Source organism: Kocuria rosea subsp. polaris, assembly GCF_001483755.1.
Lineage (GTDB): Bacteria > Actinomycetota > Actinomycetes > Actinomycetales > Micrococcaceae > Kocuria > Kocuria cellulosilytica.
The window spans coordinates 62,021-81,918 of sequence record NZ_LQBK01000010.1 but is presented as its reverse complement, the minus strand read 5'-3'; the positions used below and the strand labels follow the sequence as shown (position 1 = coordinate 81,918).

At 72.2% G+C, this 19,898-nt stretch carries 17 protein-coding genes and 1 tRNA gene; 9 read left to right on the top strand and 9 right to left on the bottom strand.

From position 1 onward, the window contains the following. Positions 1 to 32 precede the first annotated feature (32 nt). Positions 33 to 1,925 carry an NHL domain-containing thioredoxin family protein gene (locus AVL61_RS07965; RefSeq protein ID WP_058873827.1) on the top strand — a complete coding sequence of 631 codons (1,893 nt, stop codon included), beginning with the start codon at positions 33 to 35 and terminating at the stop codon, positions 1,923 to 1,925. Positions 1,926 to 2,184: 259 nt separating this feature from the next. On the opposite strand, the gene AVL61_RS07960 is transcribed toward AVL61_RS07965, so the two are convergent. Continuing rightward, on the bottom strand, positions 2,185 to 3,168 hold the full coding sequence (locus AVL61_RS07960) for a zinc ribbon domain-containing protein (RefSeq protein WP_058873826.1): 984 nt from the start codon (positions 3,166 to 3,168) through the stop codon (positions 2,185 to 2,187). Between the two features lie 171 nt (positions 3,169 to 3,339). On the opposite strand from AVL61_RS07960, the gene AVL61_RS07955 reads away from it, so the two are divergent. Further along, complete coding sequence (locus tag AVL61_RS07955) at positions 3,340 to 3,990, top strand: hypothetical protein (protein ID WP_058873825.1); 651 nt, start codon at positions 3,340 to 3,342, stop codon at positions 3,988 to 3,990. Positions 3,991 to 4,234: 244 nt separating this feature from the next. Here the strand turns inward: AVL61_RS07955 and AVL61_RS07950 are convergent, their stop codons facing one another. The 7 genes from AVL61_RS07950 to AVL61_RS07920 form a co-directional block, all read right to left on the bottom strand. Further along, entirely contained in the window at positions 4,235 to 5,494 is a 1,260-nt protein-coding gene (locus AVL61_RS07950) for an ABC transporter ATP-binding protein (RefSeq protein ID WP_058873824.1), read from the bottom strand. 53 nt (positions 5,495 to 5,547) lie between these two features. Beyond that, on the bottom strand, positions 5,548 to 6,381 hold the full coding sequence (locus tag AVL61_RS07945; RefSeq protein ID WP_058873823.1) for a carbohydrate ABC transporter permease: 834 nt from the start codon (positions 6,379 to 6,381) through the stop codon (positions 5,548 to 5,550). Between the two features lie 6 nt (positions 6,382 to 6,387). Next, positions 6,388 to 7,380, bottom strand: coding sequence for a carbohydrate ABC transporter permease (locus AVL61_RS07940; RefSeq protein ID WP_058873822.1), 993 nt, complete (start codon positions 7,378 to 7,380; stop codon positions 6,388 to 6,390). Next, the gene (locus tag AVL61_RS07935; RefSeq protein WP_058873821.1) at positions 7,377 to 8,699 is read right to left on the bottom strand and encodes an extracellular solute-binding protein; all 1,323 of its coding nucleotides are present in this window, start codon (positions 8,697 to 8,699) and stop codon (positions 7,377 to 7,379) included. The genes AVL61_RS07940 and AVL61_RS07935 overlap by 4 nt, the downstream gene beginning before the upstream one ends. 265 nt (positions 8,700 to 8,964) lie before the next feature. Next, positions 8,965 to 9,891, bottom strand: a complete 927-nt coding sequence (locus AVL61_RS07930) for an AEC family transporter (RefSeq protein ID WP_058873820.1) — start codon at positions 9,889 to 9,891, stop codon at positions 8,965 to 8,967. Between the two features lie 109 nt (positions 9,892 to 10,000). Beyond that, entirely contained in the window at positions 10,001 to 10,447 is a 447-nt protein-coding gene (gene panD, locus AVL61_RS07925) for an aspartate 1-decarboxylase (RefSeq protein ID WP_058873819.1), read from the bottom strand. A 177-nt stretch (positions 10,448 to 10,624) separates the two neighbouring features. Then, positions 10,625 to 10,695: transfer RNA gene (locus AVL61_RS07920), tRNA-Gly, on the bottom strand. 123 nt (positions 10,696 to 10,818) lie between these two features. On the opposite strand from AVL61_RS07920, the gene dcd reads away from it, so the two are divergent. Further along, complete coding sequence (gene dcd, locus AVL61_RS07915) at positions 10,819 to 11,394, top strand: dCTP deaminase (RefSeq protein WP_058873818.1); 576 nt, start codon at positions 10,819 to 10,821, stop codon at positions 11,392 to 11,394. Positions 11,395 to 11,466: 72 nt separating this feature from the next. Here dcd and AVL61_RS07910 read toward each other — a convergent pair whose 3' ends face one another. Beyond that, on the bottom strand, positions 11,467 to 12,822 hold the full coding sequence (locus AVL61_RS07910; protein ID WP_058873817.1) for an MFS transporter: 1,356 nt from the start codon (positions 12,820 to 12,822) through the stop codon (positions 11,467 to 11,469). A gap of 277 nt (positions 12,823 to 13,099) precedes the next feature. Here AVL61_RS07910 and AVL61_RS07905 point away from each other — a divergent pair, with 277 nt between their 5' ends. The 6 genes from AVL61_RS07905 to mnhG are packed head-to-tail and all read left to right on the top strand — an operon-like array spanning position 13,100 to position 19,883. Beyond that, a complete protein-coding gene (locus AVL61_RS07905) occupies positions 13,100 to 16,213 on the top strand; it encodes a Na+/H+ antiporter subunit A (RefSeq protein WP_058873816.1) in 3,114 nt (1,037 codons plus the stop codon). Next, positions 16,210 to 16,701, top strand: a complete 492-nt coding sequence (locus AVL61_RS07900) for a Na(+)/H(+) antiporter subunit C (protein ID WP_058873815.1) — start codon at positions 16,210 to 16,212, stop codon at positions 16,699 to 16,701. Before AVL61_RS07905 ends, AVL61_RS07900 begins: the two co-directional genes overlap by 4 nt. After that, positions 16,698 to 18,338 (top strand): Na+/H+ antiporter subunit D, encoded by a 1,641-nt coding sequence (locus AVL61_RS07895; RefSeq protein WP_058873814.1) that lies wholly within the window; start codon positions 16,698 to 16,700, stop codon positions 18,336 to 18,338. Before AVL61_RS07900 ends, AVL61_RS07895 begins: the two co-directional genes overlap by 4 nt. Beyond that, positions 18,335 to 19,078, top strand: coding sequence for a Na+/H+ antiporter subunit E (locus AVL61_RS07890; RefSeq protein ID WP_058873813.1), 744 nt, complete (start codon positions 18,335 to 18,337; stop codon positions 19,076 to 19,078). Before AVL61_RS07895 ends, AVL61_RS07890 begins: the two co-directional genes overlap by 4 nt. Further along, on the top strand, positions 19,075 to 19,347 hold the full coding sequence (locus tag AVL61_RS07885; RefSeq protein ID WP_058873812.1) for an MrpF/PhaF family protein: 273 nt from the start codon (positions 19,075 to 19,077) through the stop codon (positions 19,345 to 19,347). The genes AVL61_RS07890 and AVL61_RS07885 overlap by 4 nt, the downstream gene beginning before the upstream one ends. Further along, positions 19,344 to 19,883: a monovalent cation/H(+) antiporter subunit G gene (gene mnhG / locus AVL61_RS18710; RefSeq protein ID WP_058873811.1), complete on the top strand. Its 540-nt coding sequence runs from the start codon at positions 19,344 to 19,346 to the stop codon at positions 19,881 to 19,883. Before AVL61_RS07885 ends, mnhG begins: the two co-directional genes overlap by 4 nt. The last annotated feature ends 15 nt before the right edge of the window (positions 19,884 to 19,898 follow it).

The window sequence follows — 19,898 nt, the reverse complement described above, 5'->3', positions numbered from 1 at the left end:
CGTCCTGTTCCGTTCCGAAAGGATCCCCACCCGTGCGCCTCACCTCCCGCGTCCGCGCCTCCGAGCTGCAGGGCCGTGCCTGGCTCAACACCGGGGGAAAGGACCTCGACCTGGCCGCGCTGCGCGGCAAGGTCGTGGTCCTGGACTTCTGGTCCTTCTGCTGCATCAACTGCCTGCACGTGCTCGACGAGCTGCGCCCGCTCGAGGAGCGCTTCTCCGACGTCCTCGTCACGGTGGGCGTGCACTCCCCGAAGTTCGAGCACGAGGCGGACCCGGACGCGCTCGCGGCCGCGGTGGACCGCTACGAGGTCCACCACCCCGTGCTCGACGACCCCGAGCTGACCACGTGGGACGCGTACACGGCCCGCGCGTGGCCCACGCTCGTGGTCGTGGACCCGGAGGGCTACATCGTGGCGCACCTCTCGGGGGAGGGCCACGTCCAGGGGCTGGTCTCCCTCGTGGAGGAGCTCGTGGCCGAGCACGAGGCCCGGGGCACCCTGCACCGCGGCGACGGGCCGTACGTGCCGCGGCCCGCGCCCGAGGGCGACCTCCGGTTCCCGGGCAAGGTGCTGCCGCTGCCGGACGGCTCGTTCCTCGTCTCCGACACGGGCCACCACCGTCTCGTCCAGCTCGACAACGACCTCGAGACCGTCCGGCGGGTGATCGGCGCAGGGAAGGGCCACGCGGACGGGGACCCGGGGACCGCGCGCTTCACCGAGCCCCAGGGGCTCACGCTGCTGCCCGAGGAGGTGCGCGCGGCGGCCGGCTACGACGTGGTCGTGGCCGACTCGGTCAACCACCGGCTCCGCGGTGTGGACCTCGCCACCGGGCGGGTGCGCACGGTGGCCGGCAACGGGGTGCAGCGGCTGCTGGACGAGGAGCGCGCCCGCGGGGCGGAGCCGAACCACATCGACCCCGGCGCCGATCCGCTGGACGTGGCGCTCTCCTCCCCGTGGGACGTCGTGTGGTCCGCCCGGGCCGACCTGCTCGTGGTGGCGATGGCCGGGACCCACCAGCTGTTCTCGTTCGACCCGCGGACCGGGCGGCTCGCCGTGCTCGCCGGCACCGGGGACGAGGGGCTCAAGGACGGGTCCTCCGCCGAGGCGTGGTTCGCGCAGTCCTCGGGGCTCGCGGAGGACTCCGCGGGCAACGTGTGGGTCGCGGACTCGGAGACATCGGCCCTGCGCGTCCTCCGGTTCGACGACGACGGGGCCGTCACCGTCGAGACCGCCGTGGGTGAGGGGCTGTTCGACTTCGGCTTCCGCGACGGCGACGCCGGCCAGGCGCGCCTGCAGCACTGCCTCGGCGTGGCCCAGCTGCCCGACGGGTCGGTGGCCGTGGCGGACACCTACAACGGCGCCGTGCGCCACTACGACCCCCGGAGCGGTCAGGTGGCCACCCTGGCCCGCGGCCTGGCCGAGCCCTCCGACGTGCTGCTGGACGTCTCGGGGAAGGAGCCGCTGCTCGTCGTCGTCGAGGCCAACGCCCACCGCCTGGTGCGCGTGCCGATCCCGGCGGCCGCCCAGCGCATCGACGAGGGAGCGTCGCGGACCCAGCGCGCGCGCACGAAGCTCGCCCCGGGCGCGCTCGGGATCGAGGTGCGCTTCGCGGCGCCGTCCGGGCAGAAGCTCGACGACCGGTGGGGCGATCCCACCCAGCTCAAGATCTCGTCCTCGCCCGAGGACGCGCTCGTCGAGGGCGCGGGCACGGCGCAGGGCCTGCGCCGGCAGCTCGTGCTGGCGGAGGGCGTCACCGAGGGCGTCCTGCACATCACCGCGCGCGCCGCGGCGTGCGACGGCGAGCCGGGCGGGGAGATCCCGGACCACGCGGCGTGCCACCTCTACCAGCAGGACTGGGGCATCCCCTTCGTGCTGGACGCCGCGGGGGAGACCGAGCTGGTCCTGGACCTGCGCGGGGTCAACTGAGCGGTGTCAGTGCTGCGGCGTCGGCGGAGCGGGGACCGGCCGCGCAGGACCGGTGGAGCAGTGCCGGCCGAGGCCGGATCGATGGCGCAGGGCCGACGGAGTGGGGGACGGGCTGTCGGGGCCGGTCGCGCAGGGCCGGCGGAGCGGGGACGGCCTTGTCGGAGCGGGGACGGCCTGTCGGGGCCGGTCGCGCAGGGGCGGCCGGCCAGGAGCCGCCCGCGCGGCACCTCCGCCCGCACGGCACCTCCGCGCGCCGCGCTCAGCCGCGCGGGGTGACCCGCACCGTCGAGTCGTCGATGGCGAGGTCGGCGGCGACCTCGAAGGGCACGGTCCGCTCGAGCCGTTCGACGTCCCCGGTGAACAGGTCGAGGGAGTCGAAGGCGATCCGCGCGGTGCCCCGCGCTGGCTCCAGGGCCCAGCCCCCGCCGCCCTTCGAGCCCACGACGATCTCCGGGTCCGGATAGGACTCGATCGTCCACTCGACGTCCCCGGCGACCCGGCCGTCGAACTCGAAGGAGAACGGGCAGCCGGACGGGAAGAGGGCGCTCTGCCCGGCGCAGCGGTCGAGGTGCTCCTTCAGCTGCCGGTCCACCTCCTGCTCGAGCGCCTCGGTCGGCCGGGCCTCCAGGGCGATCTCCTCCTGCTGGCCCGGGTCGGTCAGCACGACGCTCTCCGGCTCCGCGGCCACGAGCTCGGACGTGTAGGAGGCCGTGTAGACGCCCGGGAAGAACGCGGCGAACTCCCCGGAGGAATCCGGCAGGGCCACGGACATGCCGTTCACGTCCACCGAGGTCGCCCCCGGCAGGCTGACCGTCACCGTGGGCAGCGGCGTCTCGTCGAAGGCCCACACGGTGAAGAAGCCCCACTGCGTGTCCACGGGGTGCAGGGAGAACTCGGAGCTGTGCTGCTCTCCGCCGAGGGTGTAGTCCGCGCGCACCACGGCCCGCTCGCCGTCGTCCGAGACGGTGGAGACCTCGACGTCCTCGAGCTCCTCGGCCGAGGTCTCCAGCGGGTCGCCGTCGAGCATCGCCGCGTTGGCCTCCGGGACACGGGCGTTGAGCAGGCCCAGGGCCTCGCCGCCGTCCCCGTCCCGCAGGTCCTCGAAGTACGCCCGCACGTCCGTCTCCGGGCCGTACATGTACTTGTTGACCAGGGCGATGGTGACGGCGGCGGCCGCCACCCCGAGCAGCACGAGGAACAGCCAGGCCCCGAGGGCCTTGAGCACGCGGGCGTTGGACTCCATCCGATCACGCTAACCGATCGGCCCCCGGCCCGCGCGTGCACCGGGCCGTCCGGGGCCTCCGGAAGGCGCGGCCCGCCCCGGGCGGGTACGCTACGTGCCGCACCCCTTCTCCGATCCATTCCCCGTCCCGGGTCCCAGCCCGGCCCTGTTCCCCTCTGGAGCTGACTCCCCATGGCCGACTCCGTCCGGCAGGTCCCCGAGAAGTACGGCCCCGTCCGCGCCGTGCTGCGCCCACGGCTGGGCTCCTACGGGCGGCGCCTGCTCTCCTGCCTCGGCCCGCTGCTGCTGGGCGCGGTGCTCGTGCTGTTCCTCTGGGCACGGCGGCCGGCCCCCGGCGTCGCGGTGGTGGTGCTCGCGCTCGTGCTCCTGGCCGGCACCGCGTGCTGGCTCCGGCTGCGCCCCGTGCTGGTCGTCCGCACGGACAGCCACGTCCTGCGCTCCCGCACCGTGGGCTTCGCCGCGACGCCGCTGTCCGACGTCGAGCACGTCGTCACGGTCGGGGCCCTGCACCGGGCGCCCGGCGCCGCGCGCCCGGCCGCCCGCCCCCACCTGTGGGCCGCGGGCCGTTCGGGCCGCCGGGTCCTCCGCCTCGACGGCGCGGTGTGGGACGCCCGCGCGCTCGAGGACGTCGCGGCGTCGCTGGGCGCGCCCCGCACCCACCTCGAGCGCGCGACGGCGCGGGAGGCCGCCGCCCGCTGGCCCCGGCTCGTGCCGTGGGGGCTCCGCCACCCGCGGCTGCGCTCCGCCGCCTCCGCCGCGGGGCTGCTCGCCGGCCTGGCCCTGGTGGGCTGGTTCTCGATCGGCCTGCCGGGCACCGGCTGAGCCCCGGGCACGGGCCGGCCACGGGGCCGGCACGGCCCGGGGCATCAGCGAACGGCCTGGCCGCGGCTGCTCCTCGGCCCCGGAACGCGGGCCGACCACCGGGCACCGGCTGGGTCCTGAACAGCTGCTGTGCCCCCGTGCCCGGCCCCCAGATCCGGCTGCGGGGCCGCGGTCCGCACGCGCGGGAGCCCGCCGCCCCGGAGAACGGGCGGCGGGCTCCTCCTGCGTGCGGGGCGGTCCGTGCTCAGCCGGCCGTGGCCAGCTCCTGGCGGGCCCGCTCGATCTCGGCCTTGCGCTCCTCCACGGCCTCGCGGGTCAGCTCGGCCCCGGCCTCGGCGTCCCGGGTCAGGTTCTCCCCGGTCTCGGGGTCGAAGACGTGCATCCGTCGGGTGTCGATCCAGATCCGGCCCTGCGCCCCGCCCCGGATGCGGGAGGTGGCGTCCAGCTCCACGACGATCTGGGGGTGCATCTCGTCCCCGTCCAGGTCCTGCGCCAGCTCGTCGAGCTTCGCCTTGACCTCGGGGTCCTGCTCGTAGTTGATGTAGCCGTACTGCTCGTTGCCCATCCACTCCGTGTGGGTGAACTGGGCGTCGAAGGTCGTGCCGCGGGAGACCTTCGCCTCGTCCACGAACTTGGCGTCCTCGAAGTGCTCCGGGCGCAGGCCCAGGAGCACGATCGACCCGTCCGTGGGCAGCTTTCCCTTGGCCTGGTCCGGCACGGGGAACTCGCCCAGCGGGGTGTCGAACACGTCGCCCCGCACGTGCGCCGGGAGGAAGTTCATCGACGGCGAGCCGATGAACCCCGCCACGAACAGGTTGGCCGGCTGCTCGTAGAGCTCCCGGGGCGAGGCGATCTGCTGCAGGATGCCCTTCTTGAGCACGGCCACGCGGTCGCCGAGGGTCATGGCCTCGGTCTGGTCGTGGGTGACGTAGACCGAGGTGATGCCCATCCGCCGCTGGAGCTGGGCGATCTCGGTGCGCATCTGGCCGCGCAGCTTCGCGTCCAGGTTGGACAGGGGCTCGTCGAACAGGAACGCGTCGGCGTCCCGCACGATCGCCCGGCCCATCGCCACGCGCTGGCGCTGACCGCCCGAGAGGTTGGCCGGCTTGCGCTCGAGGTGCTCGTCGAGGTCCAGGGTCGACGAGGCGTGGCGCACCTTCCGGTCGATCTCCTCGTCGGAGAACTTGCCCTTGGACAGCCGCAGCGGGAACGCGATGTTCTCGTACACGGTCAGGTGGGGATAGAGCGCGTAGTTCTGGAACACCATGGAGAGGTTGCGCTCGCGCGGCTCCTTCTCGTTGACGCGCTCGCCGTTGATCAGCAGGTCCCCGGAGGTGATGTCCTCGAGGCCCACGATCATCCGGAGCAGCGTGGACTTGCCGCAGCCGGAGGGCCCCACGAGGATGAGGAACTCGCCGTCGGCGATGTCGATGGAGACGTCGTTGACGGCCGGGAAGCCGTCGCCGTACTTCTTGACGAGATGGTTGAGGGTGATGGATGCCATCTGGGACTCAGTCCTTCGGTCGGTTCGGGAAGATGCGAGGTGGCGGGGCGGGCTCAGCCCTTGACCGCGCCCTGGGTCAGGCCGGAGACGATCTGGCGCTGGAACAGCAGCACCAGCAGCACCACCGGGATGGTGACGACGATGGCCGCCGCGGAGATCGCGCCCGCCGGGTCCTCGAACTGCGAGGCGCCGGTGAAGAACGCCAGCGCGGCCGGGACGGGCCGGGCCGCCTCCGTGGAGGTGAGGCCGATGCCGTAGACGAAGTCGTTCCACGCGATGAAGAACGCGATGATCGCGGTGGTGAACACGCCCGGCAGGGCCAGCGGCACGATGACCTTGCGGAACGCCTGCCACGTGGTGGCGCCGTCCACCTGGGCTGCCCGCTCGAGGTCCCAGGGGATCTGCTGGAAGAACGCCGTCAGCGTCCAGATCGAGATCGGCAGGGTCAGCGAGAGGTAGGGGATGATCAGGCCGGGCCAGGTGTCGTAGAGCCCGATCTGGCGCCACAGGTTGAACAGCGGGGTCACGATCGAGACGACCGGGAACATGGACACCGCCAGCGCGACCGTGAGGATCATCTTCTTGCCCGGGAAGTCCAGGCGGGCGATCGCGTAGGCGCACAGCGTGGCGAGCACCACGGCGATGGCCGTGGCGATCAGGCAGATGCCGATCGAGTTGATCAGCGAGGGCACGAACAGATCACGGGCCGAGCCCACGAAGATCGCGGCGTAGTTCTCCCCGACCCACTGCGTGGGCAGGAACTTCCCGGACGTCAGGTCCGCGGGCGTCTTGAAGGACGTCATGAGGATCGAGAGGACGGGGAACAGGGCGTAGATCAGGACCAGGACCGAGACGACGGCCCAGCCGACCTTGTGCTTGGTGGACATGGGCGGTTACCTTCCCTTCCCGGCGCCGGCGAGGTCGACCTTGAACACCTTGATGGCGATGAAGGCGATCAGCAGCACGCAGACGAACAGGATCACGGAGATCGCGGAGCCGAGCCCGATCTCCAGACGGCCGATGGACGTGCGGTAGGCCAGCAGGGACAGCGTCTCCGTGCCGTACTGGCCCTGGGTCATGATGAAGATGTTGTCGAAGATGCGGAACGCGTCCAGGGCGCGGAACACGACCGCCACCATGATCGCGGCCTTCATGTTGGGCAGGATCACCCGGGACATCCGCTGCCACCAGCTGGCGCCGTCCACCCGGGCGGCCTCGGTGTACTCGCTCGGCACCTGCGCCAGGCCCGAGAGCAGCAGCAGCGAGATGAACGGCGTGGTCTTCCAGATCTCGGAGGCCATGATCACGAACAGGGCCGACCAGGTGTTGGCGAACCAGTTGAAGTCCGGGCCGATGCCCGGCACCCAGGAGAACCAGTTGTTGATGTAGCCGGTCGTGATGTCGAACGCGTAGAACCAGGCGAAGGCCGAGACCACGGTGATGATGCCGTAGGGCACCAGGATCGCGGTGCGCAGCAGCCCGCGGGTGTTGCGGATCGCGTTGTTCATCACGAGGGCCAGCGCGAAGCCGAGGACGAGCTCGACGACGACCGTGACGACCGTGATGAGCACGGTCACGCCCAGGTCCCGCCAGAACACGATGTCGGAGAGGACCGTGGCGTAGTTGCCGAGGAGGACGAACTCCTTGTTCCCCGGGTCGGTGAGCCGGAAGGAGAAGAACGAGTCCCACAGCGCCTGCAGGATCGGGTACATGGTGACCAGGAGCATCACGATGAACGCCGGCCCCGCGAGCATCCAGCCGAGCTTGCGCTCCGACCGGGCGCGGTCCGACATGAGCGGCTTGGCGCTGCGGCGTCCTGTCACGGGCGCGGGTGCGGCCTCCCGGGGACCGGTGCCGGGAGCGTTGGGGTTGACGACGGTGCTCATAGCAGCTGGTCTCCCTTCAGGACGGCCTCGATGAACTCGGCGGTTTCACGGGGCGTGTTCTCGTTCACGGACGACGGCGGCGTCCACTCCTGCTGGATGGCGGTGGAGACCTCGTTGTAGTAGGGGGTCTGCGGACGCGGCGCCGCCTGGTCCAGGGACTCCCGGATGGTCTCGTACATCGGGAAGGCCTCCCGGACCTCCGGGTCCTCGTAGGCGGCCTCGGACGCCGCCGGGTTGCCGTTGCTCACGAAGTAGTACGCCTGGTTCTCGGGCTGGACGACGCACTCCACCGCCTCCCACGCCAGCTCCTGGTGCTCCGAGGTGGAGCCCACGCCCAGGTTGATCCCGCCCAGCGGGGGAGCGGAGGGCTCGTCCGGGTTCACCCGCGGCCACAGGGCCCAACCGATGTCCTCGAACATGGACTGCTCCACCGTCCCGCCCTCCACGGCCGCGGCGGTGGCGGCGTAGATGAAGGGCCAGTTGACCATGAAGGACCCGTCGTCGGACTGGAACTGGGCCATCGTGGAGTTCTCGTCCGAGGTGGGCAGGCCGGGCCCGCCGAGCCCGTCCCGGCCGATGGTGCCGACGATCTCCGCCGCCTGGCGGCCGGCCTCGGAGTCCATGCCGACCACGATCTCGTCGGCCGGGGCCTCGGGGTTCTCGATGATGTCGCCACCGGCGGACTTGATCAGACCGTTGACCCACACCGTCATCGACTCGGCCGACGTGCCCTGCACCCCCAGGTACTTGTCCTGCTCCCGGGCGGCGTCCATGATCTGCTTCCACGTCACCGGCTCGTCCATGTTCAGGCCGGCGGCCTCCGCCACGGACTCCCGGTACCAGAGCAGCTGTGTGTTGGCCCAGAACGGCACCGAGACCAGCTCGTCCTTCCACATCGCACCCTCGAGCGGACCCGCTAGGACGTCCTGAGTGGTGGCCTCCTCGACGTCCCCCGGCACCGGGGCCAGGAAGCCCGGCTCGGCCAGCTCGGGGATGAAGGGCGGGTCCAGGCTCATGATGTCCATCGAGGTGTCCCCGGCCGCCAGGCGCCGGGCGAGCTGCTCGCGCTGGGACGCGGCGTCGCGCGGGAGCAGCGAGGTCTCGATGTTGTACCGGCCGCCCGACTCCTCGGAACACTTCTTGGCCAGTTCCGCCTGCCCTCCGGCGTCCGGATTGATGTACCAGGTCAGGGTCGGGGTGCCGCCGGCGTCGGCGTCACCGCATCCCGTCATGATGAGGGCGCCCACGGCGCCCAGGGCGGCGGCAGCGCTGAGCCGTCGCCTCCCGGGGGACCTGTGGGGGTGTGAGGTGGTGGTCAACGGTCTGTTCCTCCCCTTCGGCGATGTGGCGGTCCGCGTGGGACGTCGAGGGGATCCTGTGGGACCCGGTCGGCGGGACGGTCGGCGGCGGGTGCTGCCGGTCGACTTCCCCTGCGCGGAGCCTTCAGTCTATGAGTGGTCCACCTCACAGACCAGTAACCTGACCGTTTGCATCAGTGTGCCCCGGCGTGTCCCGGCGTGTCCCGGCGGATCCGCCCGTCCGGGGCGTCCCGCGCGGCCGGGAACGGCTCGGCCCCGCGAGAATTCAGGAGAGCAGCAGGGCCACCCCGGCCATGGTGAGCATCGCGACCACGGTGGTGAGCAGCACCGTGTCCCGGCACAGCTGCTCAGCCCGGCCGTAGCGCACGGCCGCGATGTAGATGTTCTGGGCGGTGGGCAGGGCCGCCATCACCACCACGGAGTAGAGCAGGTGCCCGTCCAGGCCCAGGGCGAAGCGGGCGAACAGGAACGCCAGCGCCGGGTGCAGGACCAGCTTGAGCACGCCGGCCAGGAGCACGTCGCGGCGGGGAGTGCCGCCGCGCCGCAGCGGCGCGGCGCCCACCAGGGAGATCCCGAAGGCCATCAGCATCGCCGGGATGGAGGCCCCGGCCACCAGCTCCACGGGCTCGTGCACCACCTCCGGCAGCCGCCAGCCGGTCACGGCGAAGAGGATGCCCAGCCCGGAGCCCACGATCATCGGGTTGGTCACGACGTTGCCCAGGACGCTGCCCGGGCTCGGCCGGCGCCCGTCCGTGAGGGTGTCCATGATCGTCAGGTAGACGGGGGTGTTCAGCGCCAGCTGGAACAGGATGACGGGCACCACCATGGTCGCGTCCCCGAGCACGAAGACCGCGATGGGGATGCCGAGGTTGGCGGAGTTCACCTGGGAGGCGGCCTGGGCGCCCATCACGGTGGTCGCGGCGTCGCGGCGCAGCACCCAGCGGGCGATCGCGGCGTAGACGAGGGTGGTGGCCACCGCCGAGACCGCGGCCACCAGCAGCGGGGCGGAGAGGATCCGGGCGATGTCGGCCTCGGAGATGGTCAGGAACAGCAGCGGCGGGCTGGCCACGTAGAACGCGAACTTGCTCAGCACCAGCTGCCCGTGGGGCCCCAGCACGCCGCGCCGGCCCACGGCGTAGCCGGTCAGGATGACCGCCCAGACGATGAAGAACCCCGAGAACACTCCGGCCACGGGACCCTCCCTCGAACTGCTGCGGGTCCGCGTCCGCGGGCCCCTACAGTTCTATCCCATGGCCGGGGCTATTCCCCCGTGGGCCCGTCCGCGGTGGGGCCGGGACGGCTCACGCGGCGGGCAGGTCGGCGCGGGCGTCGGCGAGGGGCCGGGAGTGCGGGGGACGGGCGACGCCGTCGAGCAGGGCCTCGGCGGGATCCGCGCCGAGGTCGACGATCCGGTTGTCCGCGTCCACGTGGACCACCGACGGCACGTGGGCGCGGGCCTCGGCGTCGTCCATCTGCGCGTAGCTGATGAGGATGACGAGGTCCCCGGGGTGCACGAGGTGGGCGGCGGCGCCGTTGATCCCGACGACGCCCGAGCCGCGCTCGCCGGCGATCGTGTAGGTCTCCAGCCGGGCGCCGTTGGTGACGTCCACGATGGAGACGAGCTCGCCGGGGAGGATGTCGGCGGCGTCGAGGAGGTCCTGGTCGACGGTGACCGAGCCGACGTAGTGCAGGTCGGCCTGGGTCACGACGGCACGGTGGATCTTGGCCTTGAACATGGTGCGCAGCATGACGGGAGAAGAGCTCCTCGTGAGCAGGGTGCGGATGATGGCGCAGGACCCAGGTGGTCGTCCGGGTGCTCGCCGCCCCGGGGCGGGCCGGGGAGCGGGGCGCGGGAACATCCTACCGCGCGGTGCCCGGGGACGACGAACGCCCCGGCCGGAGGGGCTCGGGGCGTTCGGTGCGAGAGCGGCTGACGGGAATCGAACCCGCGTATCAGGCTTGGGAAGCGTGCGCTCTACCATTGAGCTACAGCCGCGCATCCGTGGTCCGTCCGGCGCGTGCACCGGACGAGGACACCACATACTCTACACCACCGGCGGCGGCGGGTCCGGTCGGGCGGCGCGGTCCGGGCGGCCGGCCGTGCGATACCTTGGGGACCGTGCTGATCTCTGACCGCGACATCCGGCGGGAGCTCGACGGCGGCCGGGTCGTCCTCGAACCCTACGAGCCCGCCCTGATCCAGCCCGCCAGCATCGACGTGCGGCTGGACCGCTGGTTCCGGCTCTTCGACAACCACAAGTACGCGCACATCGACCCGTCCGTGGAGCAGCCCGGGCTCACGCGCCTCGTGGAGGTCGACCCGGACGAGGCCTTCGTGCTCCACCCGGGGGAGTTCGTGCTGGGCTCCACCTACGAGAAGGTGACCCTCCCGGACGACATCGCCGCCCGCCTCGAGGGGAAGTCCTCGCTGGGGCGCCTGGGGCTGCTGACCCACTCCACCGCGGGGTTCATCGACCCGGGCTTCTCGGGCCACGTCACGCTCGAGCTGTCCAACATGGCCACGCTGCCCATCAAGCTGTGGCCGGGCTCCAAGGTGGGGCAGCTGTGCTTCTTCCGGCTCTCCTCGCCCGCGGAGCACCCGTACGGGCACGGCGCCTACGCCAACCGGTACCAGGGGCAGCGCGGTCCCACGGCGTCGCGCAGCCACCTCGGGTTCTCCCGCACCCGGATCTGAGGACCTGCGTCCGAGGGCTCGCTGTCCGGCGTGCCCCGCTGTCCGGCGTGCTCCGCTGTCCGGCGTGCTCCGCTATCCGGCGTGCCCCGCGGGCGGCGCGGCGGCGACCGGCGCCGCCGCGGTCTTCGGGTCGCGCGCGCCCAGCAGCAGGAGCAGGCCGGTGCCGATCACCAGGAGGATCCCCAGGATCCCCCAGCGCTGGGCGCCGAGCACGGAGACGAACACCGCGAACAGGGTGGGCGCCAGGAAGCTCACGGCCCGGCCCGTGGTGGCGTAGAGGCCGAACAGGGCGCCCTCCTCGCCGGTCCGGGTGAGCCGGCCGAGGAACGTGCGGGAGGCCGACTGCGCGGGGCCCACGAACAGGCACAGCAGCAGTCCGCAGACCCAGAACGAGGCCGTGCCCTCCAGGAAGAGCAGCGGGGTCCCGGCCAGCAGGATGCCGACGAGGGACACCACGATGACGCGCTTGGGCCCCACCCGGTCGTCGAGCCGGCCGCCCACCAGCGCCCCCACTCCGGCGGCCACGTTGCCGACGATCGCGAAGACGATGACCTCGCTCAGGGTGAAGCCGAAGGTCCCGGCCGCGATGACGCCGCCGAAGGTGAACACCGCGTTGAGCCCGTCCCGGAACACGGCCGAGGAGAGCAGGAACCACAGCGTCTGCGGGGTGTCCCGGTAGAGCCCCCGCAGGGTCTCCCACAGCTGGCGGTAGGAGCGCGCCACGGACGGGCGCGGGCCGCGGCGGGCCGGGCGGATCTCGGGCACCACCACCAGCACGGGGATCGAGAACAGGGCGATCCACAGTCCGGAGAACAGGGCCACGGCCCGCACGTTGAGGGCGTCCTCCTCCGGCAGGCCGAGCAGGCCGGGGGTGATGAAGCCGAACAGCACGATCGCGAGGGCCACGATCCCGCCGAAGTAGCCCATCGCCCAGCCCTGGCCGCTCACCCGGCCGATGTGCTCGCGGCCCGCGATCCCCGGCAGCATCGCGTTGTAGTTGACCACGGCGAACTCGTCGAAGACGTTGGCCAGCGCCAGCAGGCCCACCCCGAGGTAGAGGTACGGCTGCTGGGGGAGGACCAGGAAGCACAGGGCGGTGAGCAGCGCCGTCAGCATCGTGTTGATCCCGAGCCACAGCTTGCGCCGGCCCGCCCCGTCGCTGCGCTGCCCCACCACCGGGGCCAGCAGGGCCACGACGACGCCGGCGGCACCGATCCCGTAGCCGAGCACCTCCGAGGCGTGGTCCTCCCCGCCGAAGGGATCGCTCGTGAGGTAGACCGTGAACACGAACGTGGTCATCACGGCGTTGAAGGCGGCGGAGCCGGCGTCCCACAGGCTCCACGCCCACACGTGCGAGCGGCGCGGCGCGAACGGCGTCGCGGGCGGTGCGGGGGAGGGGACCGGGGGACCGGGGGGAGTGGCGTCCATGGCAGTCATGCTAGGCCGGTGGGGCGCGGCCGGCGCGGCGCCCTCGCCGACGCCGTGCCGCGGGCCTCCTCGTTCCGTCCAGGCGACCGTCCGGGAACGCACAGGATCCGTGCAGGCCCGGTGGGGTGCGAGGACACGGGGCGGACACACCCCTTTGATAGGCTGGACGCCCCGGGTGCGCCCCGGCCATCCCGTGCTCGCACAGGTCCTCCGTGCCCGCGTCCGGGCTCCTCGACGCCCGACCGCCGCTCTCTTCCTCGACCTCCGGAGGCGCCTGATGACCGCTGTGCTCCTGCTCCACGCGGTGGTGGCGGCGGTCGCGCCCCTGCTGTTCGCGCGGATGGGACGCAGCGCCTTCTACCTCCTGGCGGCGGTCCCGCTCGCCGGCTTCCTCTGGCTGCTGGGCTCGGCCCCGCGGGTGTACGGGAGCGAGGGCGGCTGGAGCGAGGGCGGCGAGTGGATCCCGTCCCTGCACCTGGACCTGGTCCTGCGGATGGACGCCCTCGCGTGGACGATGTCGCTGCTCGTGCTCGGCGTGGGCTCGCTGGTGTTGTTCTACTGCGCGCGCTACTTCAAGTCGGACGCGAGCGGCATCGGCGGCTTCGGCGCCCAGCTGCTGGCCTTCGCGGGTGCCATGTTCGGCCTGGTGACCGCCGACGACATGCTGGTGCTGTTCGTCTTCTGGGAGATCACCACCGTCCTGTCCTTCCTGCTGATCGGCTACAGCCGGACCCGCCTGTCCGCCCGGCGCGCGGCGCTGCAGGCCCTGGTGCTCACCACGGCCGGCGGGCTGGCCATGCTGGTCGGCATCGTGATGCTGGGCCAGGCGGCGGGGACGTACCGGATCTCCGAGGTGCTCGCGGCGGCCCCGGAGCTGGCCGGGCGCGGGACCGTGGTGGACGTGGCGGTGCTCCTGCTCCTCGTGGGGGCCGTGACCAAGTCCGCCCTGATCCCGCTGCACTTCTGGCTGCCGGCCGCGATGGCCGCGCCCACCCCCGTGTCCGCGTACCTGCACGCCGCCGCGATGGTCAAGGCCGGGATCTACCTGGTGGCCCGCTTCGCGCCCGGTTTCGCCGAGACGGCGCTGTGGCAGCCCACCGTCACGGTCCTGGGCCTGGGCACCATGCTCTTCGGCGGCTGGGCGGCCCTGAAGCAGTACGACCTGAAGCTGATCCTCGCCTACGGCACCGTCAGCCAGCTCGGCTTCCTCGTGGTGATCGTGGGCCACGGCTCGGCGGACACGGCGCAGGCGGGGATGGCGATGCTGCTGGCGCACGGGCTCTTCAAGGCCGCGCTGTTCCTCGTGGTCGGGATCATCGACCACCGGGCCGGCACCCGGGACATCCGCCGGCTGTCGGGGCTCGCCGGCCGCGTGCCGGTGCTGTTCGCCGTCTCGCTCGTCGCCGCGGCGTCCATGGCAGGCCTGCCGCCCCTGGCCGGGTTCGTGGCCAAGGAGGCGGTGCTGACCGCGTTCGCCCACGCCGTGGACTCCGCGGCGGGCGCCGTGGTGCTCGCCGGGCTCGTGGTGGGCTCCGTGCTGACCGTCGCCTACAGCGCCCGCTTCCTGTGGGGCGGGTTCGCGCAGAAGTCCGCCGAGTTCTCCGAGCTCGACGCGGGGGTGGGCGGCAAGGCCGTGATCAGCGACATGCAGCGGGTCGAGCCCGCGTTCCTCGCGGCCCCGCTCGTGCTCTCCGTGCTCACCGTGGTCTTCGGCCTGTGGCCCCAGCCGGTCAACGCCGTGCTGCAGCCCTACGTCGACCAATTCCCCGACCCGGGCGAGCACGAGTTCTACCTGGCCCTGTGGCACGGGCTCACCCCCGCCCTCGGGCTCTCCGCCCTCGTCGTCGCGGGCGGGCTGCTGATGTACCTGGGCCGGCGCCCCGTCGCGGACCTCCAGCGGGCTCTCCCGTCCCTGCCCGCCGGCGAGCTCGTCTACCGCAAGGTCGTCAACGTCCTCGACCTCGCCGCCGTGTGGATCACCGGCCGGACCCAGCGCGGTTCCCTGATGTTCTACCTCTCGGTCATCCTGATCACGGCGATCGTCGTGCCGCTCGTGGCGCTGTTCGTCGAGGAGACCCCGCCCCTGGGGTCGCTGCGGGTCTCCGACGGCCCGGCACAGCTCATCGCCGGCGCGGCCATGGTCGTGGCGGCGCTGCTGGTGCCCCTGGCCAAGAAGCGGTTCCTCGCGGTCCTGCTCGTGTCGGTCACCGGCTACGGCCTGGCCCTCATCTTCGCCCTGCAGGGCGCGCCGGACCTCGCCCTGACGCAGACCCTGGTCGAGACCGTGCTGCTGGTGGCCTTCGTGCTCGCGCTGCGCTCGCTGCCGGCCCCGCTGTGGCACCGCAACCCGGCCGGGCGCCGTCTCCTGCGCGGCACCATCGCGGTGACCTTCGGGCTGTTCATGATGGCGCTCGCGGCGTTCAGCATCTCCTCGCGCACGGCCGATCCCGTCTCCCTGGAGCTGCCGCGGATGGCCTACGAGCTCGGCGACGGGGCGAACGTGGTCAACGTCATCCTCGTGGACATCCGCGCGTGGGACACCTTCGGGGAGATCTCGGTGCTCGTGCTCGCCGCCACCGGCGTGGCCTCGCTGATCTTCGTCACGGGCCGCGGGGACCGCATCGTGCGGTCCGGGGAGGACCCCACCACCGACCAGCTGCGGGTGATCCGCCGGCGCAACGCCGCGGCCGTCTCGCCCGGCGGCCAGCCCCTGGAGATCGGGCTCGCTCGCCGCGACGACGACCTGGAGGACCCCTATCTGCTCGCCGGCAGGACACTGGCTCCCGAGCGGCGCTCGATCGTCTTCGAGGTGGTCACCCGGCTGCTCTTCCACACGTTCATGATGGTCTCGCTCTACCTGCTGATCGCCGGGCACAACGACCCCGGCGGGGGCTTCGCGGGCGGGCTCATGGCGGGGCTCGCCCTGACGGTGCGCTATCTCGCGGGCGGGCGCTACGAGCTCGAGCTGGCCACCCCGATCAACGCGGGCACCATGCTCGGGGCCGGACTCGCGCTCGCCGCTCTCTACGCCGTCACCCCGGTGTTCCTGGGCGGGTCGGTGATGCAGAGCTACACCTTCGAGGCCGAGCTGCCGGTCTTCGGGGCCGAGAAGTTCGTGACCGCCCTGATCTTCGACGTCGCGGTCTACCTGATCGTGGTGGGGCTCATCCTCGACATCCTGCGCTCGCTGGGCGGCCGGATCGACCAGCGGATCGAGGAGGACGCCGTCCGGCGGCGGCGGCGCGCCCCGGGGCGCGGCACGCGCATCCGCGTCACGCGGCAGCGGAAGGTGGCCGCCGGCGCCCCCGCGGGTGCGACCGCGGTGTCGTCCGCGACGTCGCCGACCCCGGCCGTCCGGACCGGCCCCGACGGAGGGAACGAGCACCGATGACCGTGAACCTGACCCTGCTGGTCGTGATGGGCGTGCTCTACGCCGTGGGCGTGTACCTGCTGCTCGAGCGCTCGCTCACCCGAGTGCTGCTCGGGCTGATGCTGCTGACCAACGGCACGAACCTGCTCATCCTGCACGCCGGCGGGGAGGCCGGCTCCGCGCCCCTGTACGACGCGTCGATCGCCGCCGAGAACTACAGCGACCCGCTGCCCCAGGCCCTCATCCTCACCGCCATCGTGATCTCCCTGGCCGTCACCGCGTTCCTCCTGGGCATGATCTACCGCTCCTGGGTCCTCGGGCGCCGGGACGAGATCCAGGACGACGTCGAGGACCGGCGCGTGGCCCGGCAGTCCTCCTACGACGTGGAGAGCGACGCCGACATCCCCGCCGACACGACCGAGTTCGACGACGTGCCCCCGCCCCGGGCCCCGGAGGAGTCCCTCGAGGCCCCGGGCGTGCTCGGCCCCAGGAGAGGGAGGAACCGGTGACCGTCAACCTCGCCCAGCTGGCGCCGCTGGCCGTCATCATCCCGTTCCTCGGCGCAGCCCTCAGTCTGCTGCTGCTGCGGCGCAACGCCCTCCAGCGGACCGTGGCCATCGGCTCGCTCGTGCTCACCCTCGCGGTCGAGGTCCTCGTGCTCGTGAGCACGTGGGACGTGGGCCCGCAGGCGGTCCACCTCGGCGGGTGGGAGTCGCCCTGGGGCATCGTCATGGTCGTGGACCAGCTCTCCTCGCTGATGCTCGTGGTCTCCACGGTCGTCTCGCTCGCCGTGCTGGTCTACGCGAGCGGTCAGGGGGTGGCCGACGGCGACGAGGAGGGGCCGATCTCGATCTTCCACCCCTCGTTCCTCATCCTCGTGGCGGGAGTGTCGAACGCCTTCCTCGCCGGGGACCTGTTCAACCTCTACGTGGGCTTCGAGATCCTGCTGACCGCCTCCTACGTGCTCATGACGATGGGCGGGACCGTCCAGCGGATCCGCACCGGCGTGACCTACGTGGTGGTCTCGGTGATCTCCTCCGTGCTGTTCCTGATCACGATCGCGATGATCTACGCGGCCACGGGCACCATCAACATGGCCGACCTCTCCGTCAAGCTCGAGGGCCTGCCGGTGGGCACGCAGATGCAGCTGCACCTGATGCTGCTCATCGCGTTCGGCATCAAGGCGGCGGTCTTCCCGCTGTCCTTCTGGCTCCCGGACTCCTATCCGACGGCCTCGGCCCCCGTCACCGCGGTGTTCGCCGGCCTGCTGACCAAGGTGGGCGTGTACTCGATCATCCGCACCGAGACGGTGCTGTTCCCCGGGGACCGGCTCGACGACCTGCTGATGTGGGTCGCGCTGCTCACCATGGTGGTCGGCATCCTGGGCGCGCTCGCGCAGATCGACATCAAGCGCATGCTCTCCTTCACGCTGATCAGCCACATCGGGTACATGATCTTCGGCGTGGCCGTGGGCACCCAGGAGGCCCTCTCCGCCACGGTGTACTACGTGGCCCACCACATCGTGATCCAGACGAGCCTGTTCCTCGTGGCCGGGCTGATCGAGCGCCGCGGCGGATCCACCAACGTGGACCGGCTGGCGGGGATGGCCAGGATCTCCCCGCTGCTCGGACTCCTCTACCTCGTGCCCGCGCTCAACCTCGGGGGGATCCCGCCGTTCTCCGGCTTCCTGGGCAAGGCGGGCCTGCTGCAGGCCGGTGTGGGCCAGGGGGACGGGCTGGCCTACGCCCTGGTGGCGGGGTCCGTGGCGGTGTCCCTGCTGACCCTGCTGGCCCTGATGCGGGTGTGGAACCGCGTGTTCCTGCGCGCCCCCGAGGACGCCGAGTACCCGGACCCGATCCTGCTGGCCCCCGTGCCCGCAGGCTCCCGGTTCCTGCTCACCTCGGGAGCCGTGGACCACCAGGCGGGCCGGTTCGCTGGCAAGGGAGATGTGCGCCTGATGTCCCCCTCGATGCTCGGCGGGGCCTCGGCCCTCGTCGCGGTGGGCGTGGCCCTGACGGTGTTCGCCGGGCCGCTGTTCCAGCTCGCGGACAACGCCGCGGAGAACCTCTCCCGCCCCGAGCGCTACGTCGAGGCCGTGCTGGACCCCGGGTCTGCGCCGCGGCCCGTGGTGGAGGAGACCCCGTGACCCGGCCCAGGAACTCCCTGCTCGTCGAGCTGCCGCTGCTGGTGTGGCTCGTGGTCGTGTGGGGCGCCCTGTGGGGGGACTTCGGCCTCGGCAACCTGCTGGTCGGCCTGGTCCTGGCCCTGCTCGTGACGTGGGTGCTCTATCTCCCGCCCGTGCAGCTGTCCGGCCGGTTCAACCCGTTCCAGTTCGTGGTCTTCGCCGTGACCTTCGTGTGGCAGGTCGCCAAGGCGAGCTTCGAGGTGATGCTGATCGCGATCCTCGTGGGGCCGCGCGCGCGCAACGCCGTGGTCGGCGTGCGCCTGCGCACCCGCTCGGACCTGCTCCTGACGGCGACCGGTCACACCATGACCCTGATCCCCGGCTCATTCGTCGTGGAGGTGGACCGTGCCGCCGGGACGCTGTACTTCCACGCGCTCAACGTCCGCAACGCCGGGGAGGCCGAACGGTTCCGCCGCTCCGCGCTGCGGGTGGAGGCCGCCTGGATCAGGATCATGGGCACGCCGGAGGAGCTCGCCGCACTGCGGGCCGAGCGCCGCGGAGGAGGACCCGCCGGCACGGACCACCGGGACAGCGCCGCGATCGGCTCCCCGGTCACCGCGAGCCAGCAGATCGTGGGCGGCCGCCGCGACGACGCCCCGGCCGATCCGGCGGCCGATCCGACGGCCCAAGGCCCGACCGACGCCCGGGCCGACGCCCCGACCGATGCCCCGACCGATGCCCCCGAGGAGGACCGCCCGTGATGGAGATCGCCGTGGCCGTCGCGGCCGTGCTGCTCAGCGCGGCCGCGGCGGGCACCCTGTACCGCCTCGCCAAGGGTCCCTCCCTGCTGGACCGGGTGGTGGCCACCGACGTGCTGCTGGCCGTCGTCGCGGCCGCCCTCGCCGTGGAGATGGCCTACCACGGGCACCTCAACAACCTGATCCTCATGGTGATCGTCTCCCTGGTCGGCTTCATCGGCTCGGTGACGGTGGCCCGCTTCGCCACCCAGACCGCCGAGCACGGGCGGTGAGCCCCGTGCTGGACACCGTCCTGGACGCCGCCGCGGCCGTGTGCCTCGTGGTCGGCGCGCTGATGTCCCTCGCGGCCGCGATCGGCCTGGTCCGCTTCCCGGACCTGCTGACGCGCATGCACGCCGGCACCAAGCCGCAGGTCTTCGGGCTGCTCCTGATGCTCACGGCGGTCGCGCTGGAGAACCGTGATCCCGTCATGATCCCGCTCATCGTCCTCGGCTGGATCTTCCAGCTGCTCACCGTGCCCGTCTCGGCGCACATGGTGGGACGGTCCACGTACCGTTCCAAGCACCTCAATCGGAACACGCTCACGCAGGACGACCTGCAGGAGGTGCTCAACCGGGCAGGGAAGAGCGCCACAGAGAGCGCCATGGAGAGGGCCACGGAGAGCGCCGGGGAGAGCCACGGAGAGGATGCCGCGGGGAGCGCCGCCGGGGATGCCGCCGGGCGCGCCGCCGCGGGGACTCCGGCGCCGAGCGCGGACGGCCGGCGAGCGGACGGACAGCAGACTGACGGATCGGCGGGGACGCGTTAGGCTGGTCGGGATCGA

Coding starts and splice junctions, on each gene's coding strand:
- AVL61_RS07960 (WP_058873826.1), bottom strand. CDS start 3,168: ATGGAGTCCAACGCCCGCGTGCTCAAGGCCCTCGGGGCCTGGCTGTTC.
- AVL61_RS07955 (WP_058873825.1), top strand. CDS start 3,340: ATGGCCGACTCCGTCCGGCAGGTCCCCGAGAAGTACGGCCCCGTCCGC.
- AVL61_RS07950 (WP_058873824.1), bottom strand. CDS start 5,494: ATGGCATCCATCACCCTCAACCATCTCGTCAAGAAGTACGGCGACGGC.
- AVL61_RS07945 (WP_058873823.1), bottom strand. CDS start 6,381: ATGTCCACCAAGCACAAGGTCGGCTGGGCCGTCGTCTCGGTCCTGGTC.
- AVL61_RS07940 (WP_058873822.1), bottom strand. CDS start 7,380: ATGAGCACCGTCGTCAACCCCAACGCTCCCGGCACCGGTCCCCGGGAG.
- panD (WP_058873819.1), bottom strand. CDS start 10,447: ATGCTGCGCACCATGTTCAAGGCCAAGATCCACCGTGCCGTCGTGACC.
- AVL61_RS07910 (WP_058873817.1), bottom strand. CDS start 12,822: ATGGACGCCACTCCCCCCGGTCCCCCGGTCCCCTCCCCCGCACCGCCC.
- AVL61_RS07905 (WP_058873816.1), top strand. CDS start 13,100: ATGACCGCTGTGCTCCTGCTCCACGCGGTGGTGGCGGCGGTCGCGCCC.
- AVL61_RS07900 (WP_058873815.1), top strand. CDS start 16,210: ATGACCGTGAACCTGACCCTGCTGGTCGTGATGGGCGTGCTCTACGCC.